At 38.1% G+C, this 22,409-nt stretch carries 19 protein-coding genes; 11 read left to right on the plus strand and 8 right to left on the minus strand.

Annotated features, from left to right (window positions below; translation table 11 throughout):
• Position 1: 1 nt before the first annotated feature.
• Positions 2-946, plus strand: a complete 945-nt coding sequence (gene estB, locus MKL35_RS18735; RefSeq protein ID WP_004710065.1) for an esterase EstB — start codon at positions 2-4, stop codon at positions 944-946.
• Positions 947-952: 6 nt separating this feature from the next.
• Positions 953-1,861, plus strand: coding sequence for a LysR family transcriptional regulator OxyR (gene oxyR / locus MKL35_RS18740; protein WP_002054474.1), 909 nt, complete (start codon positions 953-955; stop codon positions 1,859-1,861).
• Between the two features lie 29 nt (positions 1,862-1,890).
• Here the strand turns inward: oxyR and MKL35_RS18745 are convergent, their stop codons facing one another.
• The 3 genes from MKL35_RS18745 to mtgA form a co-directional block, all read right to left on the minus strand.
• Positions 1,891-2,481: an SPOR domain-containing protein gene (locus MKL35_RS18745; RefSeq protein ID WP_017398386.1), complete on the minus strand. Its 591-nt coding sequence runs from the start codon at positions 2,479-2,481 to the stop codon at positions 1,891-1,893.
• A 237-nt stretch (positions 2,482-2,718) separates the two neighbouring features.
• Positions 2,719-4,797, minus strand: a complete 2,079-nt coding sequence (gene ppk1 / locus MKL35_RS18750) for a polyphosphate kinase 1 (RefSeq protein WP_004710068.1) — start codon at positions 4,795-4,797, stop codon at positions 2,719-2,721.
• 104 nt (positions 4,798-4,901) lie between these two features.
• Positions 4,902-5,579, minus strand: a complete 678-nt coding sequence (mtgA, locus tag MKL35_RS18755; RefSeq protein ID WP_004710069.1) for a monofunctional biosynthetic peptidoglycan transglycosylase — start codon at positions 5,577-5,579, stop codon at positions 4,902-4,904.
• 76 nt (positions 5,580-5,655) lie between these two features.
• Between mtgA and MKL35_RS18760 the strand changes: the two genes are divergently transcribed.
• On the plus strand, positions 5,656-6,465 hold the full coding sequence (locus MKL35_RS18760) for a rhomboid family intramembrane serine protease (protein WP_032011394.1): 810 nt from the start codon (positions 5,656-5,658) through the stop codon (positions 6,463-6,465).
• Between the two features lies 1 nt (position 6,466).
• On the opposite strand, the gene MKL35_RS18765 is transcribed toward MKL35_RS18760, so the two are convergent.
• Together MKL35_RS18765 and MKL35_RS18770 are read right to left on the minus strand one after the other, a co-directional pair.
• On the minus strand, positions 6,467-8,926 hold the full coding sequence (locus tag MKL35_RS18765) for an ABC transporter permease (protein WP_270914400.1): 2,460 nt from the start codon (positions 8,924-8,926) through the stop codon (positions 6,467-6,469).
• Positions 8,927-8,929: 3 nt separating this feature from the next.
• Positions 8,930-9,622, minus strand: coding sequence for an ABC transporter ATP-binding protein (locus MKL35_RS18770; protein WP_032011391.1), 693 nt, complete (start codon positions 9,620-9,622; stop codon positions 8,930-8,932).
• A gap of 44 nt (positions 9,623-9,666) precedes the next feature.
• On the opposite strand from MKL35_RS18770, the gene MKL35_RS18775 reads away from it, so the two are divergent.
• The gene (locus MKL35_RS18775) at positions 9,667-10,290 is read left to right on the plus strand and encodes an arylesterase (RefSeq protein ID WP_002017670.1); all 624 of its coding nucleotides are present in this window, start codon (positions 9,667-9,669) and stop codon (positions 10,288-10,290) included.
• A gap of 32 nt (positions 10,291-10,322) precedes the next feature.
• On the opposite strand, the gene MKL35_RS18780 is transcribed toward MKL35_RS18775, so the two are convergent.
• Positions 10,323-10,937: a carbonic anhydrase gene (locus MKL35_RS18780; RefSeq protein ID WP_001141692.1), complete on the minus strand. Its 615-nt coding sequence runs from the start codon at positions 10,935-10,937 to the stop codon at positions 10,323-10,325.
• A gap of 285 nt (positions 10,938-11,222) precedes the next feature.
• On the opposite strand from MKL35_RS18780, the gene MKL35_RS18785 reads away from it, so the two are divergent.
• On the plus strand, positions 11,223-12,248 hold the full coding sequence (locus tag MKL35_RS18785; RefSeq protein ID WP_032011387.1) for an alpha/beta fold hydrolase: 1,026 nt from the start codon (positions 11,223-11,225) through the stop codon (positions 12,246-12,248).
• Positions 12,249-12,274: 26 nt separating this feature from the next.
• On the plus strand, positions 12,275-13,282 hold the full coding sequence (locus MKL35_RS18790; RefSeq protein ID WP_032011384.1) for a hypothetical protein: 1,008 nt from the start codon (positions 12,275-12,277) through the stop codon (positions 13,280-13,282).
• Between the two features lie 23 nt (positions 13,283-13,305).
• Here MKL35_RS18790 and MKL35_RS18795 read toward each other — a convergent pair whose 3' ends face one another.
• Together MKL35_RS18795 and nfuA are read right to left on the minus strand one after the other, a co-directional pair.
• Positions 13,306-15,570, minus strand: a complete 2,265-nt coding sequence (locus MKL35_RS18795; RefSeq protein ID WP_032011382.1) for a TonB-dependent siderophore receptor — start codon at positions 15,568-15,570, stop codon at positions 13,306-13,308.
• Between the two features lie 169 nt (positions 15,571-15,739).
• A complete protein-coding gene (gene nfuA, locus MKL35_RS18800) occupies positions 15,740-16,378 on the minus strand; it encodes a Fe-S biogenesis protein NfuA (protein ID WP_002054458.1) in 639 nt (212 codons plus the stop codon).
• A 158-nt stretch (positions 16,379-16,536) separates the two neighbouring features.
• On the opposite strand from nfuA, the gene MKL35_RS18805 reads away from it, so the two are divergent.
• The 5 genes from MKL35_RS18805 to MKL35_RS18825 all read left to right on the plus strand — a co-directional run bounded on the left by MKL35_RS18805 (position 16,537) and on the right by MKL35_RS18825 (position 22,377).
• A complete protein-coding gene (locus tag MKL35_RS18805; RefSeq protein ID WP_004710083.1) occupies positions 16,537-17,154 on the plus strand; it encodes a rhomboid family intramembrane serine protease in 618 nt (205 codons plus the stop codon).
• A 168-nt stretch (positions 17,155-17,322) separates the two neighbouring features.
• A complete protein-coding gene (locus tag MKL35_RS18810; RefSeq protein WP_016804068.1) occupies positions 17,323-18,999 on the plus strand; it encodes an arylsulfatase in 1,677 nt (558 codons plus the stop codon).
• Complete coding sequence (locus MKL35_RS18815; RefSeq protein ID WP_004710086.1) at positions 18,996-20,003, plus strand: formylglycine-generating enzyme family protein; 1,008 nt, start codon at positions 18,996-18,998, stop codon at positions 20,001-20,003. Before MKL35_RS18810 ends, MKL35_RS18815 begins: the two co-directional genes overlap by 4 nt.
• Positions 20,004-20,123: 120 nt before the next feature.
• Positions 20,124-20,288 carry a hypothetical protein gene (locus tag MKL35_RS18820; RefSeq protein ID WP_004710089.1) on the plus strand — a complete coding sequence of 55 codons (165 nt, stop codon included), beginning with the start codon at positions 20,124-20,126 and terminating at the stop codon, positions 20,286-20,288.
• 541 nt (positions 20,289-20,829) lie between these two features.
• On the plus strand, positions 20,830-22,377 hold the full coding sequence (locus tag MKL35_RS18825; RefSeq protein WP_270914409.1) for a hypothetical protein: 1,548 nt from the start codon (positions 20,830-20,832) through the stop codon (positions 22,375-22,377).
• Positions 22,378-22,409 lie beyond the last annotated feature (32 nt).

Below are 22,409 nucleotides of genomic sequence, written 5' to 3' on the forward strand. Positions count from 1 at the left end.
CATGAATAGCGCCTTACAATTTAGTATTTCACCCTACACTCCTTTTATGCAAGAAACCAAAGTCAACTTAGGCAATGGTATTGAATTGCATGTAGAAGTAGGAGGAAAAGCAGAACATCCCACCATTTTGCTGATTATGGGTCTAGGTGCCCAAATGCTATTTTGGCCGGACTTTTTCTGTAAATCGCTCATTGATCAAGGTTTTCGTGTTATTCGTTTTGATAACCGTGATATTGGCCTTTCTTCGAAAGTACGTCATCAGGGTAAACGTTTAAATACCATGAAATTGATGGGACGCTTTGCTTTAGGGTTAAGTAATCAAGGTGCACCTTATACGCTCTATGATATGGCAGATGATGTATCGATGCTTCTCGACCGTTTAGGCGTAAGTAAAGCGCATGTGATCGGTGCCTCAATGGGCGGCATGATTGCTCAGATACTTGCTGCAAAATATCCGGAAAAAGTAGAAAAATTAGGTTTGATGTTTACAAGTAACAACCAACCGTTTTTACCACCACCTTTTCCTAAACAACTTTTAAGCTTAATTGGCAAGCCAGAATCACGTGATGAAGAAGGGATTGTTAACCACAGCTTAAAATTATTCCAATTGATTGGTTCTCCTGGTTATATTAACCATATTGAAGCCGTACAAACTGCACGAAAACTTTATCAACGTAGCTATTATCCTGCTGGTGTACTTCAACAGTTTTTAGCAATATTATGTACAGGTTCCTTACTGCAACTGGACCGTGAAATTAAGCAACCCACTATAGTCTTACATGGCTCGCGTGACCGCTTACTTCCACCAAGCCACGGTAAGGCTGTAGCAAAAGCAATTTCCGGTGCTAAGTTTGAATTAATTGATGGAATGGGGCATGATATCCCTGCCCATTTTATTCCACAGCTTAGCGGTTTATTTGCGCATCATTTTAAATCATCATACTAGGACACTATGGCTGCATTACCCTCACTAAGACAGCTATCATATTTAGTTACGTTGTCGGAAACTTTGCATTTTACTGAAGCAGCACGACGCTCTTTTGTTACCCAATCGACTTTATCGGGCGGTATCATGGAGCTGGAAAGGCTATTAGGTGGCGTTCTGGTTGAGCGTGACCGTCAAAATGTGCGTTTAACGCCATTAGGTGAACAAGTCGTTGCTCGAGCCCGTGTATTGCTAGCAGATGCTCAGGATTTAATGCGTTTAAGCCGTGAAATGAGTGAACCATTAACTGGTGATCTTCATTTAGGTGTTATTCCAACCATTGCACCTTTTATCCTGACACGGTTACTTGATGAAGTGCATCAACAATTACCGAAGATTCAGTTGCATTTACATGAAGCTCAAAGTGAGAAGATTGTAGAACGCTTAGAACACGGTAATTTGGACATGATCGTCCTTGCCCTACCTTTTGACACAAGAAGTCTAAAAGTAGCTGAAATTTCAAAAGAAAATTTATATCTTGTTTGTAGTAAGCAAGATACAAATGCACTTCAAGCAAACTCTCTCGATGACCTAGATTTGTCACGCCTTATTTTGCTTGAAGAAGGCCACTGTTTACGTGACCATGTGTTAAGTGCTTGTCCAATTGGTGAACGTAAAAACGATAACCGTTTAAAAGCAAGTTCATTACCAACATTAGTCGAAATGGTTTCTTCTAATTTAGGTTTTACGCTTTTACCAGAAATCGCAATTGAAAATAGTATGATCAAGTTTAATGATCAGATTACTGCAAAACCAATTGAAGATGCACCAAGTCGTACTCTAGCACTCGTTACGCGTAAAAGTACGCCATTGCAAAGCGAGTTTGACGTACTACTGCAAATCATGCAGAAGATCACAACAAATTTACATGAATAAAAAAAGGAGTCTTCAGACTCCTTTTTCTTTTACTGTGCTGTTAAAGAAGCCCATTTAAAAACCCAAGCCGATTTTAAATCTAAACTCTCATCTGAAATTATTTTTTCTCGAATAATTTGTGCAATCGCAAAATCATTAGCGGGGTCTACCATAACCCGTATTCCTTTTGTGGTTGGGCTAGTCACAATCTTATATCCTTTCGCCTGCAATTGTGACTGGATCATATTTGCTTTATTTTGATTAGGTGCCAACGCTACCTGTACCATCCATTTTTTTTCGCCATTTTCTAAAATTTCTTTAGCGACTGCTGCATCAAGCTGTTTTTTATTCTCAAGATTTTTCTTTTCATCTATTTTTTTTAATTGAGTATCTTCAACTTTCTTTTGTGCTACCAGTTCATCTTGAGTAGGTTTTCTTTTCTGGACCGTTATTACCTTAGTTTGTGTTTCATTTTTCTTATTTTTTTCCTTAGAGGGTTGTATAAAGTAGGGATATATCATTTGATCATCATATTTATGAAAAACAATAATATCTCCATAGCACTTTTGATCTGCATATGCAGTCACTGGCATTACCCCTAAAAATATTCTAATAAATAAACTTTTAATAAAGCCTTGCATATTATTCACTTACCAAAGTTAAGTATATTTAATGCCGCGTATTAAAGTAGATTTCACGTAATTTGTATATTTTTAAAATTCAATGTTTTATGTAAAGAATCACATATTTTTAAAACATATTGCGGTGTTTCAAATTATTATCGTATATCCTGCAACCATTTAAGAAATCATATTAAATTACTATGAATTTCAAATAATTAAAAAGCCGACACGAAGTCGGCTTTTTAATATTAAGTTTTATTTAAATGTTTCTAATAATTCTCTTTGAGCATTATGTAATTTTTCACCTTCAGCAGGCTGCGCACGTACCCAAGTACCATCCCCTTGTAATAACCAAGCTTGCTGGTTATCTTGCAAATAATTAAGAAGACCTTGCTGATAAATACGTTTTTTCAACGCAGGATCTTCAATTGGGAAGCATGCTTCAACACGATTAAATAAGTTACGGTCCATCCAGTCAGCACTTGAACAATAAATGCGGGCATCACCATTATTACTAAAGTAATAAACACGTGTATGTTCAAGGAAACGTCCTACAATCGAACGTACACGAATATTTTCCGATAAATTTGGTAAACCTGGACGTAAGCAACAAATCGAACGAATAATGAGATCTACCTGCACGCCAGCTTGAGAAGCTTCGTATAATTTATTAATGAGTTGAACTTCAGTTAATGCATTTACTTTCACAATAATTTGGGCTTTACGACCAGCCTTTGCATTGGCAATCTCTTCATCAATGAAATTGATGAGCTGAGCATGCAAAGTAAAAGGAGCATGGAGTAACTTTTTCAGTTTTGCCATTTTGCCCATACCAGTCAGCTCTTGGAAAATGCGGTGTACATCTTCACACAAGTCTTTATCGGTCGTCATGAGACCATAATCGGTATAGATACGGGCATTCATAGCATGGTAGTTACCTGTTCCTAAATGAACATAACGTACCAGTTTATTGTTTTCACGGCGTACCACCATAATCATTTTGGCATGTGTTTTATAACCCACAATACCGTAAACAACTACCGCCCCTGCTTCTTGAAGTACATTTGCCACTTCAATATTTGATTCCTCATCAAAACGGGCACGTAATTCAATGACTGCTGTTACTTCTTTTCCATTACGTGCAGCTTCGGCCAAGACTTGAACAATTTCAGAGTCCGCTCCACTGCGGTAAAGCGTTTGTTTAATTGCGAGCACCTGTGGGTCACGTGCTGCTTCACGGAGTAACTGAATAACAGGAGCAAATGATTCAAAAGGATGATGCAGTAAAATATCCTGCTTTTGCATAGCCGAGAAAATACTCTCGGTCTTTTTAAACACTTTCGGTACGACTGGCGTGTGTGAGTCGTAACGTAAATGAGGACGTTTAAAGTTTGAAACCAGACGAGCTAGATTTACAGGGCCATCAACTTTGTATAGTTGTTCTTCGTTTAAGTCGAATTCTTCAAGCAAATATTCATAAATATGTTGTGGACAGTTGTGAGTTACTTCCAAACGAACTGCACGACCAAATCGACGTGAACTTAATTCACCTTTTAAAGCTTTAGCTAAATCTTCAACGTCTTCATTAAGCGCCAAGTCCGCATTACGAGTTACGCGGAATTGATAGCATCCAGTTGCAGTCATGCCAGGGAACAAGTCTGATACGTGTTCATGAATAATTGCGGACAACATAACATGATGCTCTTTGCCACCCGTTAGTTCGTCTGGTAGTCGTACAACACGTGGCAATGAACGTGGGGCTGGTACAACAGCCAAATCAATTTGTCGCCCGAACGCATCTTTACCTTCTAAGGTCACAATAAAGTTTAAGCTTTTATTGACTAAGCGTGGAAATGGATGGGCTGGATCTAAGCTAATTGGTGTCAAAACAGGTGCGACCTGTTCCTGAAAATACTTTTTCACCCACGCCGATTGAGCTGGTGTTAACTCCCCACGACGCAAGAAGCAAATATCTTCCTCACGAAGTTTAGGTAAAATTTCTTCGTTTAAAATACGATATTGACGTTCAATTGCAGCATGAGCAGTTTCAGAGATTTTTTGTAAGACTTGTCTTGGTGTTAAGCCATCTGGACTTCGACTTTCATTACCTAGAGCATATTGCTCCATGACTCCCGCCACACGAATTTCAAAAAACTCATCTAAATTACGCGAAAAAATCAGTAAGAAATTCATTCGCTCTAATAGAGGATGTAAAGGGTCGACTGCCTGTTCCAATACACGCAAATGAAAGTCAAGAATAGACAACTCACGATTAATATAACGGTCGTTATAACTATATTCTGTTGGGGTCGTTGCTGTAATCGCTGTATTCATGTCTAAATCTATCTCTTTCCAACCAAAATCTCTGCAAAACAGTATGCTGCAAAATTATGTCAATTTTATAAAAATTAAAAAAATAACACATCTTTAAGACAGTGTTATTCAGGAATTGGGGTGCTATTCATATAACGTAAAATTACGCGTTTTCGATATTGTAGTTTACGATCATTGCGGTGATCTTGATAATATTTCGGATCAGGCAATAAGGCTGCTAAAAAAGCTGCTTGTTCGCGTGTTAAGCTTTTAGCACTTTTACCATAATAATATTGAGCAGCTGCTTCAACCCCATATAAATGTTTACCAAATTCAACCGAGTTCATATACACCTCAAGAATTCGGCGTTTTGACCACATGCGCTCCATCATCCACGTTGCTATCGTTTCTTGGCCTTTACGAATAAATGAGCGCTGATTATATAAGAACAAGTTCTTTGCAAGTTGTTGAGACACGGTAGAACCACCTGCGACAACTTCACCTTCTTCATTATTACGCTCTAGAGCAAAACGGATACCATCCCAGTCAAAGCCATGATGATGAATAAATTTTGCATCTTCGCCTGCCAAAATCGCATGTTTGAAATTGTCGCTAATATCATCATAGTCGAGCCATTCATGAACAATCGGCCGAGATGTATCTGACCAATAATCAATTCGCATAAACATGGTGGTATCAACTTCATGTGTACGCCACCAAACCAAACTTGAAAAGATCCAAAGCTGAATAAGGAGAATTGCCCCAATAAAAATTAACAACACGCGAACAATAAAAGCTTTCATGTTCGTCTTGATCTCCTGTATTCAACTTTTTTCATGTTAAGCTGTAAAGCATGTTCATATATAACAAAAGCATAGCATGACTCAAACTCAGCCTCCGCACATTAATCGTAAACTCAATGTACAAGCTTGGTGGCTGACCGCCCTACTGATCTCGATCAATGTAGGTTTGTTCATCTGGCAAATTGTATCTGGGGTGGACATAAGTGACCCAGCTATAAAAGATTCACTTCGCTGGGGAGCAGATTTTACACCACTTACTTTCTCTGGACAGCCAGAACGTTTATTTACCAGTATGTTTTTTCACTTTGGTATTATTCACCTTATGCTCAACATGTGGGCCCTATATATTTTTGGTAATGTCGCTGAAGCTTTATTTGGTCGCTTATATTTTATTGGTCTATATTTACTTGCAGGTTTGTTTGGTAGTCTTTTGAGTAGTTATATCAATATTCAAAATGGACATGAATTACTACAACATTTTGATCAAAGCTTACTTCCTCACGTAAGTGCAGGTGCATCGGGCGCTGTGATGGGATTAGGTGCAGCGTTAACCGTTCTTTCTTTATTTCCACCCTTGCCACATCGAGCCTACATACTTGATAAAAAAGCATTATTAATGATTATGGCCATTAACCTTATATTTGGTCTGGTTGCCACAGGTATTAATAATGCTGCACATGTCGGCGGTATGATTATGGGTGCCTTACTCGCACTCATTTGGTATTTAAGCTACCGCACTCAATTTAAAAGCCTCCTAAAATTCTTAGGATTAGTGGGAGGACTTTTCATGACTGTCGGTTTCTATATTTACTGTAATCAGCTTAACTCACCATTACTTCCACTTTGGCATGAAGTTTTAATTCAGAACCCAGAAATACTGCCCTAACTTAAATCTGGTTCAACTCTCGTAAACTTTGTAGTGGCGGTAAATTACAAAGATAACCGAGTCTATATCGACCAATAAGAGCACAAAGTAACATCATGGCAAGCGGTAAAATTAACCATATTTCAATATGCCACTGTAAAGCCATCTTCATTTTATAACTTGCAATTGCACTAATTACCTCGGCAAAACAGCAGGCAACAATGCCTGCTAACAGCCCTAAAAATCCGATTTCTAAACTGAGCATTTGCTTCATTTTATTTTTCGACAAACCAAATGAACGTAACAAAGCCACTTCCCGACGGCGTTCATCCATTAATAGATTTAAACAAGCAATTAAAACGAGTATCCCAGAAAAGCCAACTAAAGCTGCAAGCACAGTCACAATTTTAACCAAGACATTCATTAAGCGCTTTACTTCATCCAAAATACGGTCAACATCAATAAAAACCGTATTTGAAAATTGCTGAATCATATGGATCATTTTAGGTTGATCTTGTTTTGGCACATAAAAACTGCCCAAGTAACTACCAGCATTTTCATCTAAAGTTTTAGGTGAAAATATAAAGAAGAAGTTTGGGCTAAAACTTTCCCATTCAACATTTCTAAAATTCACAACTTTAGCCTGTAAAGTACCGTCTGGCAGGCTAAAAGTAAGCTTATCGCCAAGCTGGATACCTAGACTTTCAGCAGTTTTTGCCTCGACCGAAACTTGCCCTACAGCATTAAAAGTGGCCTGCCCCTTTGTAATGACATTGTCATTTGGTAATGTACTTGACTGAGTTAAATTTAATTCACGTCTTAAAGAATTATTTTGCTTGATCGCATCTTCAGAAAAAGGAATATCATTCTTTGCGAGTAATCGCCCCCGAACATTGGGATATAACGGTGTGCTTTGCCAACCATTTTGTTTTAATTGTTGCTCAAAAGCTTTTAAATCAAATGGAGGCAACCCGTATACAAACTGGTTTGGTGTACCCTCAGGTAACTGCTGTTGCCAGCGTTCTAGTAAATCTGTTCTGAGCACGCTTAACACTGTAATAAGACTTAACCCTAAAGCCAAAGCAGTAATTTGTAAGGCACTTTGCGATGGTGAACGAATATAAAAAGACAAACGAGTTTTCATCTTTTTTAAACTACGAAGCACACCCCAAACAACGGTGTATAGCAAAATACAAAGAACGATAATGGTAGCCAAAACTATAATGCTGAGCATTAAGTTTTCACTTAAAACTAAGCTAAAAATAACAAGACTGGTGATGCCTGCAAAAAACATAAAGAATAATGATTTTCGGGATTTTGCCTGTTCGCGAATAACTCGAATAGGTGGCGTATTTAACAATTCCCAAATGCTTGGCAAAATAAACCCAAGTAGCACAATTACACTGGTAAAAATGGCAATTGGTAAGGGACCAAGTAAAAATCCAACCACAGAAAAACTTAATTCCAGTTGTGGAATCAGTTGTAACATGAGCTCAAGTAAACCATAGCCCATCATTATTCCTAATAGACTACCAATCACAATTGAAATTACGCTGACTACGCAAAGTAGCCCAATATAGATCCATAAAATTTGAAACTTGCTAGCACCAAAGCAACGTATTACAGCAATATGATCTTGGTTTTGCTGAACATAACGTTGGCTTGTTAAAGCAATAGCAATACCACACAATAAAATTGTTAAAATATTGGCAAGTTGTAAGAAAGTATCAAGGTTTTCTAGTGGGCGTAATAATCTACTATTTGACTCACTGGCATCGCGTAAACGTAAACCTGCGGTTTCTTCCTGATCATTTACAGTTTTATGTTGTTGTTTAAATTGCTTGCTAAAGTTTTGTACTTGATTAGGTTGACCAGACATTAACAGTCTATAATCGATTCTACTGCCTGTTTGAATTGCATGGGTTTTAGCAATATCGGCTTGATGAATAATAACTGTGGGCGAAAAACCTGAAAAACCGAGTTCTTGATTTGAATCCCGAATAATTACGCCGCTAAAGCGAAATTGGGCATCTGCAATAGATACCGTATCGCCAAGTTTAACTTTAAGTAAATCAGCTGCTCTTTGACTTAGCCACACTTGACCAGGTTGAATACTCTGTGCACTAGGCTCAATCTCAAGTTTTCCTCTTAATGGGAACGCAGGTTCTATAGCTTTCACATTGACCATGACAAACTGATCTTGAGTATGTGCCATTGAACTAAACATAGTCACATGAGTCTGCTTTAATCCAATCTGTTTCGCCTTTTTTTGCCATTTAGTGTCTAGAGGTTCATTATTCGACAGAACCAAATCAGCTGCTAACATTTGCGAGGCTTGTAGGCTAACCGCATTTTTAACTTGGTCATTACTAAACTTAAGAGCCGTGGTTGCACTAATCGCAAGTAAAAGCGCAATAATGAGTAAATATAACCCTCCAGTGCGAAAGCTTTGTAGCAAAAGTGGCTTAAGTAGATTACGCATAGTCTAACCACCCTGTACTGTCTTTAGTCGGCCATCATTTAATTCAACATGACGTTGGCAAAGTCCAGCCAAATTACGGTCATGTGTGACCAAAATAAGCGTTGTACCGAGCTCTTTATTTAAATCAAAAAGTAGCCGTTCAATTTCTTGGGCTGTTTGACCATCTAGGTTTCCAGTAGGTTCATCTGCAAAAATAATTTGTGGTTCTGCAATAAGTGCCCGTGCAATTGCCACACGTTGCTGCTCACCACCAGATAAGACTTTAGGCGTTTGTTCCGCTTGACGACTTAAACCTACCCGATGCAACCAGTCTAAGGCCTTCTGCTCAGCAATTTTATAATCAAAATTTTTACGTAACCGAAGCGGTAACATCACATTTTCAAGTGCACTTAACTGCGGCAAAAGCTGGAAAGACTGAAATACAAAACCAATATGCTGCATTCTGATCTGAGCACGTTGCTCTTCTGTCAACTCATGAACCGCCTGACCACATAACCATACCTCACCTTCAGAGGGTTGGTCTAAAGTCGCTAAAATACCCAGTAAAGTCGATTTTCCTGAACCGGAACGTCCCGTAATTGCTACCTGCTCCCCTTCATAAATCTCTAAATCAATATTTTTTAAAATCGTAAATTGATTTTGGTTAATCTGAATAGTTTGTGTAACTTGATGGGCAGCAATGATAGGTTGTGGCATGATGTGAACAGTCCTATATATTGAGTATTCGGGTCGAAACACAAATGTATAAATCTTATTTGTCTGGTTCTAAAAGTCTCTTGCTCATCGCATTGAGCATGTTGCCTATGTTGGTCTCGGCCAAAACTATTTTAATTTTAGGAGATAGTATTAGTGCCGGTTACGGAATAGACCCTAAACAAGGTTGGGTACAATTACTACAAAAACGTCTAGACCAACAGTATCCCAAACAACATAAAGTGGTCAATGCAAGTATGAGTGGTGAAACCACAAGTGGCGCTTTGGCCAGATTACCTAAGCTTTTACAAACGTATAAACCCGAAGTCGTAGTTATTGAATTAGGTGGGAATGATGGTTTACGAGGTCAACCACCACAAATGATTCAACAAAATCTGTCGCAGCTCGTCCATTTAAGCCAACAACAAAAGGCGCAGGTTATTCTTTTTGGTATGAAGATTCCGCCTAATTATGGCACAGCTTATAGCAAAGCATTTGAAACCAATTATAAAACTGTAAGCCAAAAATATCAGGTGAAACTGCTACCGTTTTTCCTTGATGGCGTCGCTGGACAAAAACAACTAATGCAAAATGACTTGATTCATCCAAATGCCCAAGCGCAGTCAAAATTACTTAATTTAGCTTATCCATACATAAAAGGTGCCCTATAGGCACCTTTTAGTTTTAAATCTTTATAGACTGATTAGAAGTCAAAAAAAGTAACTTCACCAGTTTCTAGTGAATACTCAGCACCAACAACAATCAACTCGCCTTTTGCAATCAGGTTCTCTAACACAGCCGAACCATGACGTAATTGATTGACCGAAGCAAAAACGTTTGAACGTACTGCATGACATGAAAGTTTTTTCAAATCATTTTTCAGATCAGTTTGCATTAAAATTTCAACTGATGGACGAACACGGTTCACAATCGACATTAAGTTAGATGATGGCGGATGATCAGGGTTCATCAACGTATCAATAGTCGCTTGAATCGCACCGCAATGACTATGTCCTAATACAACTACAACCGGACAATCATAACGTTCTGCCGCAAACTCAACACTACCAACTTGTGAAGGCGCAACAACATTACCAGCAACACGGATTACGAATAAGTCACCAAGACCTTGATCAAATACCATTTCTGCTGGTACACGAGAATCTGAACAGCCTAATACAATTGCAAACGGATTTTGATCCTTTGCCATTTCAGCGCGTTCATGATGCGATAAGGTTTTTGCAAGGGAAGTATTTCCATTTACAAATCGTTGATTACCTGCTTTCAAACGATCTAAAACTTCTTGCGCAGTAGGCATTTTATATTTCCATTGTTTTTTCAAGGTTAGAAATCATTTTAATGTGTCAAAATTTGAATGTCACTGACAAAAAATGAATCCTTTTCTAAGAAAATATTTTTAAAGCTTTAATGAGTTTTATAAGAAGAATAACCGCACAATTCCCTACTGTTTAGTGAAAAAATAGACATACTTTAGTTTATAGATTGACTATAATTTTCTTCATTCCAAACGTTTGGCAAATGACTCATTGGCAAAGTTTTTCAATAATTTTTCAAACTCGTTTAAGCTTCAAGGATGAAATGTATGATAAGGCTGTCCGCTCCAATTAAAGCCTCTATGAAAAAAACTGCTACTGCATTGACTCTAGCTTGTAGTTTGTTGTCAGTAACTAGTGTTTCTCAAACGCAGGCAGCCGATAATATTGATGTCAGTTTTCAAACAATATTACAGCAAGAACGTAGCTGGGCCGGACTGCAAAGTAAAAAATTAAAAGTAGGTGATATTACTTGGTCATATAGTGAAGGTGGTTCAACCACAAAACCGACCTTGTTACTTATTCATGGTTTAGGTGGCAGCCGCGACAATTGGAATCGCATGGCGCATTACTTAACTACGAATTACCACGTGATTATTCCGGACTTACCAGGTAGTGGCGAAACTATCGTTACGCAAGACTTCGATTATTCGGTTCCGAACCTTGCTGAAAAATTACGCCGCTTTGTTGAAGCTGCAAATTTGAAGGGGCCTATTCATATTGCGGGGCACTCACTTGGCGGCTCAATTGCCCTACTTTATGCGGGACAATATCCATTTGAAACTAAAAGTCTATTTTTAGTTGATAGCGGTGGTATTTTCCGTTCTGCCAACACAATTTATCTCAAAGATCCTACCTATCTAAAACAACTTTTAGTCTCTAAAAAAGGTGACTTTAACTATTTGTTAAAACAAACCATGTTTAATCCTCCGTTTATTCCTAAAGAGTTCTTACAAGCTCAAGAAAAATTGATGATTAATCAGGCACCTCAAACACAAAAACTAGTCGACCAACTAATTGCACTTAATAAAGTCTATACTCCAGATTCATTTGCTGTACTTACCAAAACGATCGATGCGCCTACACTTATTTTATGGGGCAAACAAGATAAGATTATTAATGTAGAAGTAGCAAACGAGCTAAAACGGCTTTTAAAAAATGCACAACCGCCAGTTATTTTAGAAAATGTAGGTCATATGCCGATTTTGGAAGCTGAACAACTGGTTATTCAACAATACGTACCATTTTTACTTAAAGTAGAATCGAATCAGTCAGTAAAGACGGCAACACCTTAAATAAAACTCCGGACTTGTGAGACCTTATGTCTACCCAACCAATTATTGAAAAACTTATTGAAGCTCATCTAGATTTTTTAGATGAGCAATTTGTTCAGGCTCAGGTGATTCAACAAGAGTTTGAACAGTTTTACCATTGGTTGGGGAGTCGGCAATTACAACACCTTTGGACTTTTGAACAGATTCAACATCTCATTCAAAAGCAGATTTTAGATACCCCTGCTTCTGATTTTCTGATCGAACAAATTGCAGACCATATTCGCTTCGCCCTGATTCATCCTGCAAATGAGACGGCAACAGTTGAAGATGTTATTCCTGTTTTAACGATTGACCGCATTGCACAGTACGTTGCAAGTAAAGAAGAGCATCGTAAAAAACTGATTAAAACAATTGTAAATAATCCAGCTTTTTCAGCTCTTTTGACTCAGGTGATTCAACAAACAATGCATGATTATTTAGATGAATCAATGTCAAAACGCGTGCCAGGTGTAGGACGCTTCATGAAAATGGGTAAATCAGTATTAGAAACAGTGACCGATTCTAATCTGGACGATACCATTAACCATTATTTGCAAAAGAATATTTTAAAACTTAGCCAAATGAGTGAGCGTGTTTTAAACCAACATTTTGACAATGATAAGCTCTACCATTTTCAGGCAAATGTTTGGCACAAAGTTAAAACTATGCCACTTTCTGTTTTAAAAAATTATGTAGAAGTTCAAGATTTAACAAAAACTGTAGGTCTAGGGCATGAAATCTGGGACCACATTCGTCAAACCGATTATCTAAAACAGCAAGTCCACGATGGTATCTATACTTGGTATGTCCGTAATCAGGAACGTAGTTTTGACTTATTACTCCGTGACCTCAATATTGATGAAAGTTTGGTGAAGCATGAACTCACCGACTTGCTTGTACCCGTATTACAACAACTCGTTACAACAGGACATTTAAGACGCCGTGCCCGTGTGTATTTAGAGAAGTTTTATTATTCTGAAAAAGCTTTAGATATTTTAAATAACCAAGGCGCTTGAAGCGCCTTGGTTACTTTTATTGATTAGAAAGAATATTTTAAAGAAGCGTAATAAGCTCGACCTGGCTCATTATAAGTTTGGCTAATAGAATTACTGTCTCTTAAAATTTGTTTATCAAACAAATTACTCACACCAACTCGTGTACTTATATTGTCTGAAAATTTATAACCGACATTAATTCCAGCAATACTATAGCTTTTTACAGTACTTGGCTTAAGTGCAGAATTTGCTCCACCTGAACCAATACCCGATTCGAGTCTATTCTCGGCAAACTGGCGTGATTTTTGACGACCATATTGAGTGAACACAAAATTCACATCTAACTGATCTGTAATGTCATAATCAAAAATTGAGTTAATCGTATAGTTTGGTACTAAAGATAATGGGTTCCCTGTTTGTTTATCTTTCGAGTCCATCATATAAGTAAAGTTATTAGTCCAGCGGATATCACCAAAGTCTAATCCTAAGCTTCCCTCAAAACCTTGAATTAGAGCTTTAGGCGTATTTTCCCAACGCAGAATATTCCACTTCGTATTCGTCACAGCTCCTGTATTTGCATTAGTACTTGAACCATCAACTGTTCCGACAACATTTGTACCAGCTACAATTTTATCTTTATAGTCATTACGGAACCAAGTTAAGCTCGCATTCACGATATCTTTTTGAAACTGAATACCGAGCTCTTTGTTTACCGATGTTTCAGGTTTTAAGTCGCCATTACCTTGTAACAAACAACGTGACTCAATATTGGCTGGACAACCATTACCATTTGTACTTAATAAATACCCTTCGGCATTTTGATACATATTTGGTGCTTTATAAGCTTTTGCTACCCCACCTTTTAAAGTGAAATAATCGTTAAGTCTTTGGGTAATATTTAAGCTTGGACTCCAGTTAGAACCAGATTTACTATGGTCATCAAAACGTAAGCCTAATACAACATCTGTGCTGTCTGTAACTTTCAGGTTATCTTCAATATATGCAGAAGCAATACGTGATTCCATTTTACTACGATCACCTTTCACCAATTGATCGCCATAACCTGAACCACTGCTGTCTTTACCTTGATTTGTCGAGACATTATCTTTAAATCTGTCTTCAACCCATTCCGTACCTACAGTTAATACTTGGGGTATATAGTATTCAAAAGGAATATTAGCCTCACCGTTAAAGCGAAGAGTTTCTAAACGTGAGGTGGCTTTATCATCAAGGTTATTAATTTTTCCTTCTACACTTCCCGCTAAACCTTCAGGTAGACGTTTGTTATGCGTTTTATCATATTGAGCAACGAGTTTACTCTTACCCCAAGACCAATCGCCCTCGTGCGTTACCGCATAGCTATCACGATACATGGTATTGGTTTCTTTACCGATGAGCTGCGAAAGAATCGCATCTGCTTCTGCGTTTGCATTTAACTGAGAGTCCCCAGAATAAATATTACCTTGTTTGCTAGAAGAAACATCGAACAAGACAGTTTGCTGGTCTGTTGCCTGCCAAGCTAAACGGCCTGAAATATCTTTATTTTTAACACCTTCACGGCCAGCTGCTGTACTGCCAATAGATTTATTAATATCAACATCGTCAGCTTCCGTTTTATTGTAATTACCATATAAACGATAAGACAAAACGTCTTTAATTAATGGCCCACTTACATTAAAACCAACACGATTTGATGAACCTTCTTTGGAGTCTTCAGGCTGTGAAGTATAGAACTCTACTGAACCATGAGTTTCATTAGTTACTTTTTTAGTAATGATGTTAACCACACCACCAGCAGCCCCTGAGCCATAACGAGCTGCTGCTGGTCCACGTAAAACTTCGATCGACTCGATTGCTTCTGCTGGTACCCAGTTTGAGTCGCCTCGTGTATCACGCTCTCCTTTCCAGCCATAACGGACTGAGTTACGAGAGTTAATTGGTTTACCGTCCACTAAAATAAGTGTGTTTTCAGGACCCATTCCACGAATATCAATTTGTCTATTATTACCACGCTGCCCTGTTGCGCTATTGCCTGTCAAGTTGACACCTGGCATACGACGTACATAGTCAGAAATATCATTACGAACTGGTAGTTTTTCTAAATCTTCTTTGGTAATAACCGATACACCGAGCGATTGCTTCACTTGCTCTTCAGCTGTTACGAAAATTGTTTCCAATTTCACGGGTTCAGCAGGCTTTTCTAATGTTTGTTCAGCTTGTTCTTGCTCACTTTGCGCAGCAAAAGCCAAAGACATCATACTTGCCAGTACTGAAACAGAAAGCACTGACTGGATAATACGCTTCGACATAAGTATTCCCAATATATTGATTTATTAAACATCTCTCATTTTCTGTTTCGCATTGTAACAAAGATAAATAAAATTACAAATAATATTGATAATAATTATCATTATTTATATTAAGTAATAAAAAAACCTCATTGCGAAGCTTTTTTATTTCACTTTTCAAATAATTTAATTATTTGAAATAAGCACCTTCTGCTTGTGTATGGTCTGTTTGGTCAACCACACGTTGTAGTTCAGGAATGTGTTCTCTTAATGTTGTTTCTACACCTTGTTTCAAGGTTACATCAATTGCAGAACAACCTTGGCAACCACCACCGAACTTCAATACAGCAGTTAAGCCATGTTCAGGATCATCTTGCACTTCAACTAAGCTACAGTTACCGCCGTGTCCTGCAAGACCTGGATTAATTTCCGCTTGAAGTACATAAGTAATACGCTCTTCAATTGATGCATCTGGCCCTACACGCGGCACTTTAGAGTTTGGTGCACGGAAAGTTAGCTGACCACCGAAACGATCTTTGTTGTAGTCAATAACAGCGTCTAAAAGATATGGAATAGACGGCGCATCAATGTATGCAGGGAAATCAGGATAGTCCTGTTTATAGTCCGTTGGCACCACTTCTTCTGGTGCACTATATGCCATACAGCACTCTGCACGTGGTGTACCCGGATGTTCAACAAAAATTCGAACGCCAATTCCCGGAGTATTTTGCTTCGCCAATAATTCGTGCAAATACTCTTGTGCAGATGGTGTAATCAAAAGGTTCGGAATTTCTTCTGCAACAGCAGTGTTGGTGTTCTCAGTCGACATAACAATATTCCTCAAGCTGATGCCTTTATATTAACCGAAGATGAGGTGGATTTAAAAAAAATCAACTAAATTTGTCGGATTTATACACAACGGGGTTTCAAGTTGTATTTTTAATGGCATTATTGACCTCAGTATCGATCATTTTTTAAATATTTCTTATGTTGCATTTGCCGTTTAACCATACCATTACCCTTATTATTATTACGGTCATTATCTCTTTACTTGCTTTTAGCAATCAAAACGTTATGAACCGCCTAATCTTTTGGCCGCCTGCGATGCAACGTGGACAATTTGATCGCTTCATCACACATGGCTTTATTCACGCAGATGGTACTCATTTACTCTTTAATATGATTACCCTGTTTTTCTTTGGCAGCATCATTGAAAGTTTTTATCGCCAATATTTCTACGACATGGGCTTTGTCTTGTTCTATTTGGGCGGGTTAATTTTTGCGATTTTACCAAGCTATCTACAACATAAAAATGATGCAAACTGGGCAAGTCTTGGAGCTTCAGGGGCAGTATCTGCTGTTCTATTTGCCTATATCCTGTTTCAGCCATGGAAACTGATTTTTGTATTTTTTATTCCAGTACCCGCTATTATTTTTGCAGTTCTTTATGTTGCTTATAGTATTTGGGCAGGTAAACGTGGCAATACGCATATTAATCATAGTGCCCATTTATGGGGTGCAGCTTACGGCGTAATTGTAACTATTTTGATTGAACCGCGAGTGATTCCACATTTCTTAGATCAACTTACCCGCTTACCGTTTTAAACTTAATATTTTTGAAAAGCCCGATATGGGCTTTTCTTTTTTTCTCATTTATTTATCACGATAAATTCTCAGATATTTTTCTGATTTTCTTTGATCAATTCCTTGTTTTGATTGCAAAAACCATCTGATTAAACTCAAGCCAATTCTTTTAATAATTCAGATGATACAATGAAGTACAAAGCTCTTTTATCTAGTCTTTCAATTGCATTATTTAGCTTATCTTTAGCTGGCTGTAACGATAATGATTCACAAGAAACCACGGTAAGTACTCCAAAGCAGCCCAATATTTTATTTATTATGGCTGATGACTTAGGCTATTCAGATTTAGGAGCATTTGGTGGTGAAATACATACGCCTAATATTGATAGTTTGGCGCAAGAAGGTCGACTTTTAACGGACTATCATACTGCACCCACTTGTTCCCCTACTCGCTCGCAGCTTATTTCAGGAACTGATCATCACCTAGCAGGCATAGGTGCTATGGCAGAGCTTACACCAGACCATTTAAAAGGCCAACCAGGTTACGAAGGCTATTTAAATGAACGCTCTTTATCAATTGCGCAGGTGCTCAAAGACAATGGTTATCGGACATATATTAGTGGTAAATGGCATTTGGGGCTAACCCCTGAAACCAATGCACATGCCAAAGGTTTTGATCATTCATTTACCTTATTACAAGGTTTAGACCATCACTTTAAACAAGCTCCAAGCGCGTTTAAACGAAATTCAACCTATACCGAAGATGGGCAAATTATTCCAATTTCAGCATTACCTGATGACTTTTTCTCGACCAATTATTTTACCGATAAATTGCTGAGCTATTTAGAGTCAGGTAAAAATAGCGGTAAGCCATTCTTTGCTTATGCTGCCTATACAGCACCTCACTGGCCTATACAGGCTCCAGCAGAATACCGTGAAAAATATCGTGGCGTTTACGATGTCGGTTATGACGCCATTAGAAAAGCACGTATAGCACGTCAAAAACAGCTTGGAATTATTCCAGCAAATTTTGAAGCAGCAGAACCAATCGCCACTCAAAATGCACCACAAAAATATGGAAAATGGGAGGAGTTAACAGCTGAGCAGAAAGCACTTGAAGCCCGTAAAATGGAAATCTACGCAGGTATGGTAGAAAATCTTGATGCAAATGTAGGCCGAATTATCCAATACCTAAAACAAAATAATCTTTATGAAAATACTTTAATTTTCTTTGTTTCTGACAATGGTGCAGAAGGTTTCATTCGTGGTGGGTATGGCAGTGAATCTGGTTTTGATAACTCTGTAGCAAACGTAGGCACCCCTACTTCTTACCACTATATTGGACCACGTTGGGCTGAAGTCAGCGCGGCACCTTTCCATTTATGGAAAGATACAGCTGGCGAAGGTGCAACTACAGCTCCTGCTATTGTGAAATTACCAAATCAGAAAAAAGCTGAAGAAACCAATCATAGCTTCGCATCTGTACTCGATGTTTTTCCAACATTATTAGATTATGCCCATATTCCGGTACCTCAAGGACAATATAAAGGCCGAACCATTAATACACCAAGTGGTTACTCTTGGAAGTCTGTACTTGAAAATAAATCACAAACTATCCGTCCAGCTAATTTCAGCTTTGCCGATGAATTACACGGTAGTAAATATGCTAAACAAGGTGAATGGAAAATTGCACTTCAAGGACGCCCTGAATTAGGATCAGGTTCTTGGGAACTCTATAACATTGCTACTGATCGTGGTGAAAATCATAATGTTGCGCAGCTTTACCCTGCAAAAGTTCAAGAGCTATTAGCGGTTTATCAGAAATATACTGAGCAAAATGGCGTACAGGAATATAACGCCAAATGAAATTAAAACTGTTTTTGAGTACTACACTCAGCCTGTTATTCATCACAGGCTGTAGTAAGTCTGAACATAAAGCTGACCTGAAAACAGTTTTACCAAAGCAAGCCATCTCATCGGCTGCTTTGGGTTCTATCGAACAGTGTAAAAGCTATACAGGGCTTCCTACAAACTGGCTTAAAAATACAACCGCAGGTATGGTATTCATACCAGATGGACAATTTAATTTTGGTTCTGAAAAAGCTTATCCAGATGAACTTAACTTTGGGAAAAAACAACGGGAAGTTAAAGGTTTCTGGATTGATCAAACTGAAGTCACTGTTGCTCAATTCGCCAGTTTTGTGAAGGCAACTGGTTATATTACCGATGCTGAAAAACAAAAACAGGCTGCTGTTTTTACTCCAGATCCACGTCATCCCCAACAATGGTGGCAACTCAAATCAGGATATACATGGAAAACTCCAAATGGCAAAAATGGAGCTCTCCCTCCCCCTCACGAACCTGTAAGGTACGTGACGAAAAATGATGCTGAACATTATGCAGTTTGGCTAGGACGTGATTTACCAACAGAATTAGAATGGGAATACGCCGCTAAAGCAAACTCAAAAACTGACACACCTTTACACCAAGCACCTACCGATGAACATCAGCATCCACAAGCAAATTACTGGCAAGGCACATTCCCTTTTGAAAATTTGAATCACGACCATTTTACTGGTGTTGCTCCTGTCGGCTGTTTTAAATCCAACGGCTTTAAGCTATTCGATATGATTGGAAATGTTTGGGAATGGACATCCTCTCCCTATCAAGGTGCGCATGATCAACATATGGGTAATTATTCTGATTTAAGACAAAAAGAAATGAGCAGCACTCAATATGTGATTAAAGGGGGCTCATTTTTGTGTGCTGAAAATTACTGTTCACGTTACCGTAATAGTAGTCGCTACCCACAAGATTTTGATTTAGCCGCTACTCATGTAGGTTTTCGTACAATTTTACGTACGCCTTAATCGCTAAAAAAACTAGTTTAGAGTGTTGATATTTCTTAACCAAAAATAGATCGAAAAACAATCTAATAATTTCTATAGTAAATAGTAAAAGGGAGAATGATAAAAAGAGAGAACAATATGATGAAAAAATTTCTAGTTTGTGCAGCAGCAATTTTCACACTATCACTATCGGCTTGTGCAGTTTATACCCCTGCTGGCAGTGTAGTAGTTGATCCGGATTCGCCTTATCACAATCATCCAGGAGATTTTTGTCCACCAGGTCAGGCCAAGAAAGGTCGTTGTTAAAAGTTTAGATAGACTATAAGCAAATTAATCTGACTGTTTAGAAAGATGATTTACAGCTTATGTATAGGGCTTCACCCAAAATTAGATGGGGCGAAACTAGAAAATTATGGTGTAAAAAAATCACCATATCCCCAAGATTTTTAAAAGACAATCTTACGTTGTCTTCCATCTAGTTTCACCCCAATTCTTTCTTATTCCGTTTGACTTTTCTTATCGTTTAATAAAAAAGTCTAGTTTTTTACTCATCATCGTATCTTTTTTATTGATACATTTTGAACATTTTATCTTCAGCTTAGATCTGATGAATTCGCTCTATACAAAATAATCATTTATGTAACGTAAGTCTATAAAAATGTTCTAGAAATGTGAAAAAAAATGAAGTTAAAATGAGATCAAATTATCATAAAAATTCACTCAAACCACCTTCATCACAAAAATAATTTAATTTTCATTTTGTCAGTTATTGCCACTCGTTTCTTTTAATTGGCATAGATAATGTATACACCTGTATATTAATACTACCGTCCAAGTGAGATATTTTATGTCCAGCCAGAGTCCAGACGAAGGTCTACAATTTCCGATACACGCTTCAACAAAAAAACAAAGTACTTCTCGCACAGGCCAAGAGATTTTGTCAGAAGCTTTATCTATTGTAGATAATAAAACTGCTCAACAGATTTTGACTGAAAAAAACTGGCGGAAAAACTATCCAAGATACTTTAAATCACTTGTTCAACATGGGCTTTCTAATAGCAATAACCCGATTACCATCGCCAAACAGGGCTTACATAAGGCTCATCATCTTTTTGACTATTTCCGCGATGGTAAACACTATCTTTTAAAAGATGCTCTGCACATCCCTACCACTAAGCCTTTAAATACAGTTAAATTTAAAGGTGAAAGTGAAGCTGCACCAGAATGGTATGTTCCATATAAAGGCCAAAAACTTAGCGGGCAAAGCTTACTTGATCAAATTCAAAAATGGGAAAATGCAGGTATTATTGAACCAAGCCATGCCAAGGCTTTACGTGAAGCTGCCGCTCATCCAGAATGGTTTGATTTATCTGATCGAACCATGGTTCTGTTTGGTGCAGCTTCAGAAGCTGGCCCTTTACCTTGGTTAGCAAAGTGGAAAGCGAATATTGTTGCAATTGATTTACCGAACCCACGAGTTTGGGGGAAAATTTTAAATACAATTCAGCAAGGAAACGCAACGCTGATTGCACCTACAATTGAATCAGTTGACTCAACAGCAAAAGCTTCTGAATTAAGAGATAAATTAGGTGCCAATTTACTGACTCAAATACCAGATATTGCACAGTGGTTAGTTCAATTTCCTCAAAAATTAGATTTAGCTGCTATTGCTTATCTAGATGGTGAAAAACATGTCCGCGTCTCAATGGCTATGGATAGTATTATGCAATATGTGAGTGAACATAAAGCCGATACAAGCTTAATGTTTATGTGTACTCCAACCGATGTTTACGCAGTACCTAAAGAAGTTGCAGAGGCAGCTCAAGAGAAATTTAAATCTCGTTCACAACTACAAAAAATGGCTGCAAAAGGTGTCTCTACACTATCGCTCAAACGTTTTTTCCAAGCACCTTATCAAGACTTGATTACCAGCGAAAATGGCAAAACTTATGGTATTGCAGACTGCTTGGTAGTTGAACAAGGGCCAAACTACGCATTAGCTAAACGTATTCAACAATGGCGAGCAACACTTGCCCGTCATCAAGGCCAACGCGTGAGTATTAATATTGCTCCATCTACGACAACTCATTCAGTCACAAAAAATCCACTCCTTAAAGCCGCTTTTAACGGTGCGGAACTTTTTGATGTAGAAGCGTTTAGTCCAGAAACCACAAATGCCATTATGGCGGCACTCTGGATCCATGACTTAAGAAATGAATCTTCTGTCGCAAATCCTGAAACTGTGCTTGACCATCCTCTAGAGTTGATGATGGAAGGTGCCAACCATGGCGGTCTATGGCGTGTGGCTTATTTAGCCCGTACAGCCCTTCCTTTTGCTGCAATCTATGGTTTTGCGGCCGAAAAGCTTCCAGTTAAGAAATTTTCTAAAAAATAATGAAGTTAAAAGCCCAATTCTAAAATTGGGCT

The sequence above is a fragment of the Acinetobacter sp. AOR41_HL genome (assembly GCF_027854645.1).
In the GTDB taxonomy this organism is placed as follows: Bacteria; Pseudomonadota; Gammaproteobacteria; order Pseudomonadales; family Moraxellaceae; genus Acinetobacter; species Acinetobacter nosocomialis.

Bases quoted from the DNA above. Each gene is read 5' to 3' on its own strand.
- estB (WP_004710065.1), top strand. From the start codon at position 2: ATGAATAGCGCCTTACAATTTAGTATTTCACCCTACACTCCTTTTATG.
- oxyR (WP_002054474.1), top strand. From the start codon at position 953: ATGGCTGCATTACCCTCACTAAGACAGCTATCATATTTAGTTACGTTG.
- MKL35_RS18745 (WP_017398386.1), bottom strand. From the start codon at position 2,481: ATGCAAGGCTTTATTAAAAGTTTATTTATTAGAATATTTTTAGGGGTA.
- ppk1 (WP_004710068.1), bottom strand. From the start codon at position 4,797: ATGAATACAGCGATTACAGCAACGACCCCAACAGAATATAGTTATAAC.
- mtgA (WP_004710069.1), bottom strand. From the start codon at position 5,579: ATGAAAGCTTTTATTGTTCGCGTGTTGTTAATTTTTATTGGGGCAATT.
- MKL35_RS18760 (WP_032011394.1), top strand. From the start codon at position 5,656: ATGACTCAAACTCAGCCTCCGCACATTAATCGTAAACTCAATGTACAA.
- MKL35_RS18765 (WP_270914400.1), bottom strand. From the start codon at position 8,926: ATGCGTAATCTACTTAAGCCACTTTTGCTACAAAGCTTTCGCACTGGA.
- MKL35_RS18770 (WP_032011391.1), bottom strand. From the start codon at position 9,622: ATGCCACAACCTATCATTGCTGCCCATCAAGTTACACAAACTATTCAG.
- MKL35_RS18775 (WP_002017670.1), top strand. From the start codon at position 9,667: ATGTATAAATCTTATTTGTCTGGTTCTAAAAGTCTCTTGCTCATCGCA.
- MKL35_RS18780 (WP_001141692.1), bottom strand. From the start codon at position 10,937: ATGCCTACTGCGCAAGAAGTTTTAGATCGTTTGAAAGCAGGTAATCAA.
- MKL35_RS18785 (WP_032011387.1), top strand. From the start codon at position 11,223: ATGATAAGGCTGTCCGCTCCAATTAAAGCCTCTATGAAAAAAACTGCT.
- MKL35_RS18790 (WP_032011384.1), top strand. From the start codon at position 12,275: ATGTCTACCCAACCAATTATTGAAAAACTTATTGAAGCTCATCTAGAT.
- MKL35_RS18795 (WP_032011382.1), bottom strand. From the start codon at position 15,570: ATGTCGAAGCGTATTATCCAGTCAGTGCTTTCTGTTTCAGTACTGGCA.
- nfuA (WP_002054458.1), bottom strand. From the start codon at position 16,378: ATGTCGACTGAGAACACCAACACTGCTGTTGCAGAAGAAATTCCGAAC.
- MKL35_RS18805 (WP_004710083.1), top strand. From the start codon at position 16,537: ATGTTGCATTTGCCGTTTAACCATACCATTACCCTTATTATTATTACG.
- MKL35_RS18810 (WP_016804068.1), top strand. From the start codon at position 17,323: ATGAAGTACAAAGCTCTTTTATCTAGTCTTTCAATTGCATTATTTAGC.
- MKL35_RS18815 (WP_004710086.1), top strand. From the start codon at position 18,996: ATGAAATTAAAACTGTTTTTGAGTACTACACTCAGCCTGTTATTCATC.
- MKL35_RS18820 (WP_004710089.1), top strand. From the start codon at position 20,124: ATGAAAAAATTTCTAGTTTGTGCAGCAGCAATTTTCACACTATCACTA.
- MKL35_RS18825 (WP_270914409.1), top strand. From the start codon at position 20,830: ATGTCCAGCCAGAGTCCAGACGAAGGTCTACAATTTCCGATACACGCT.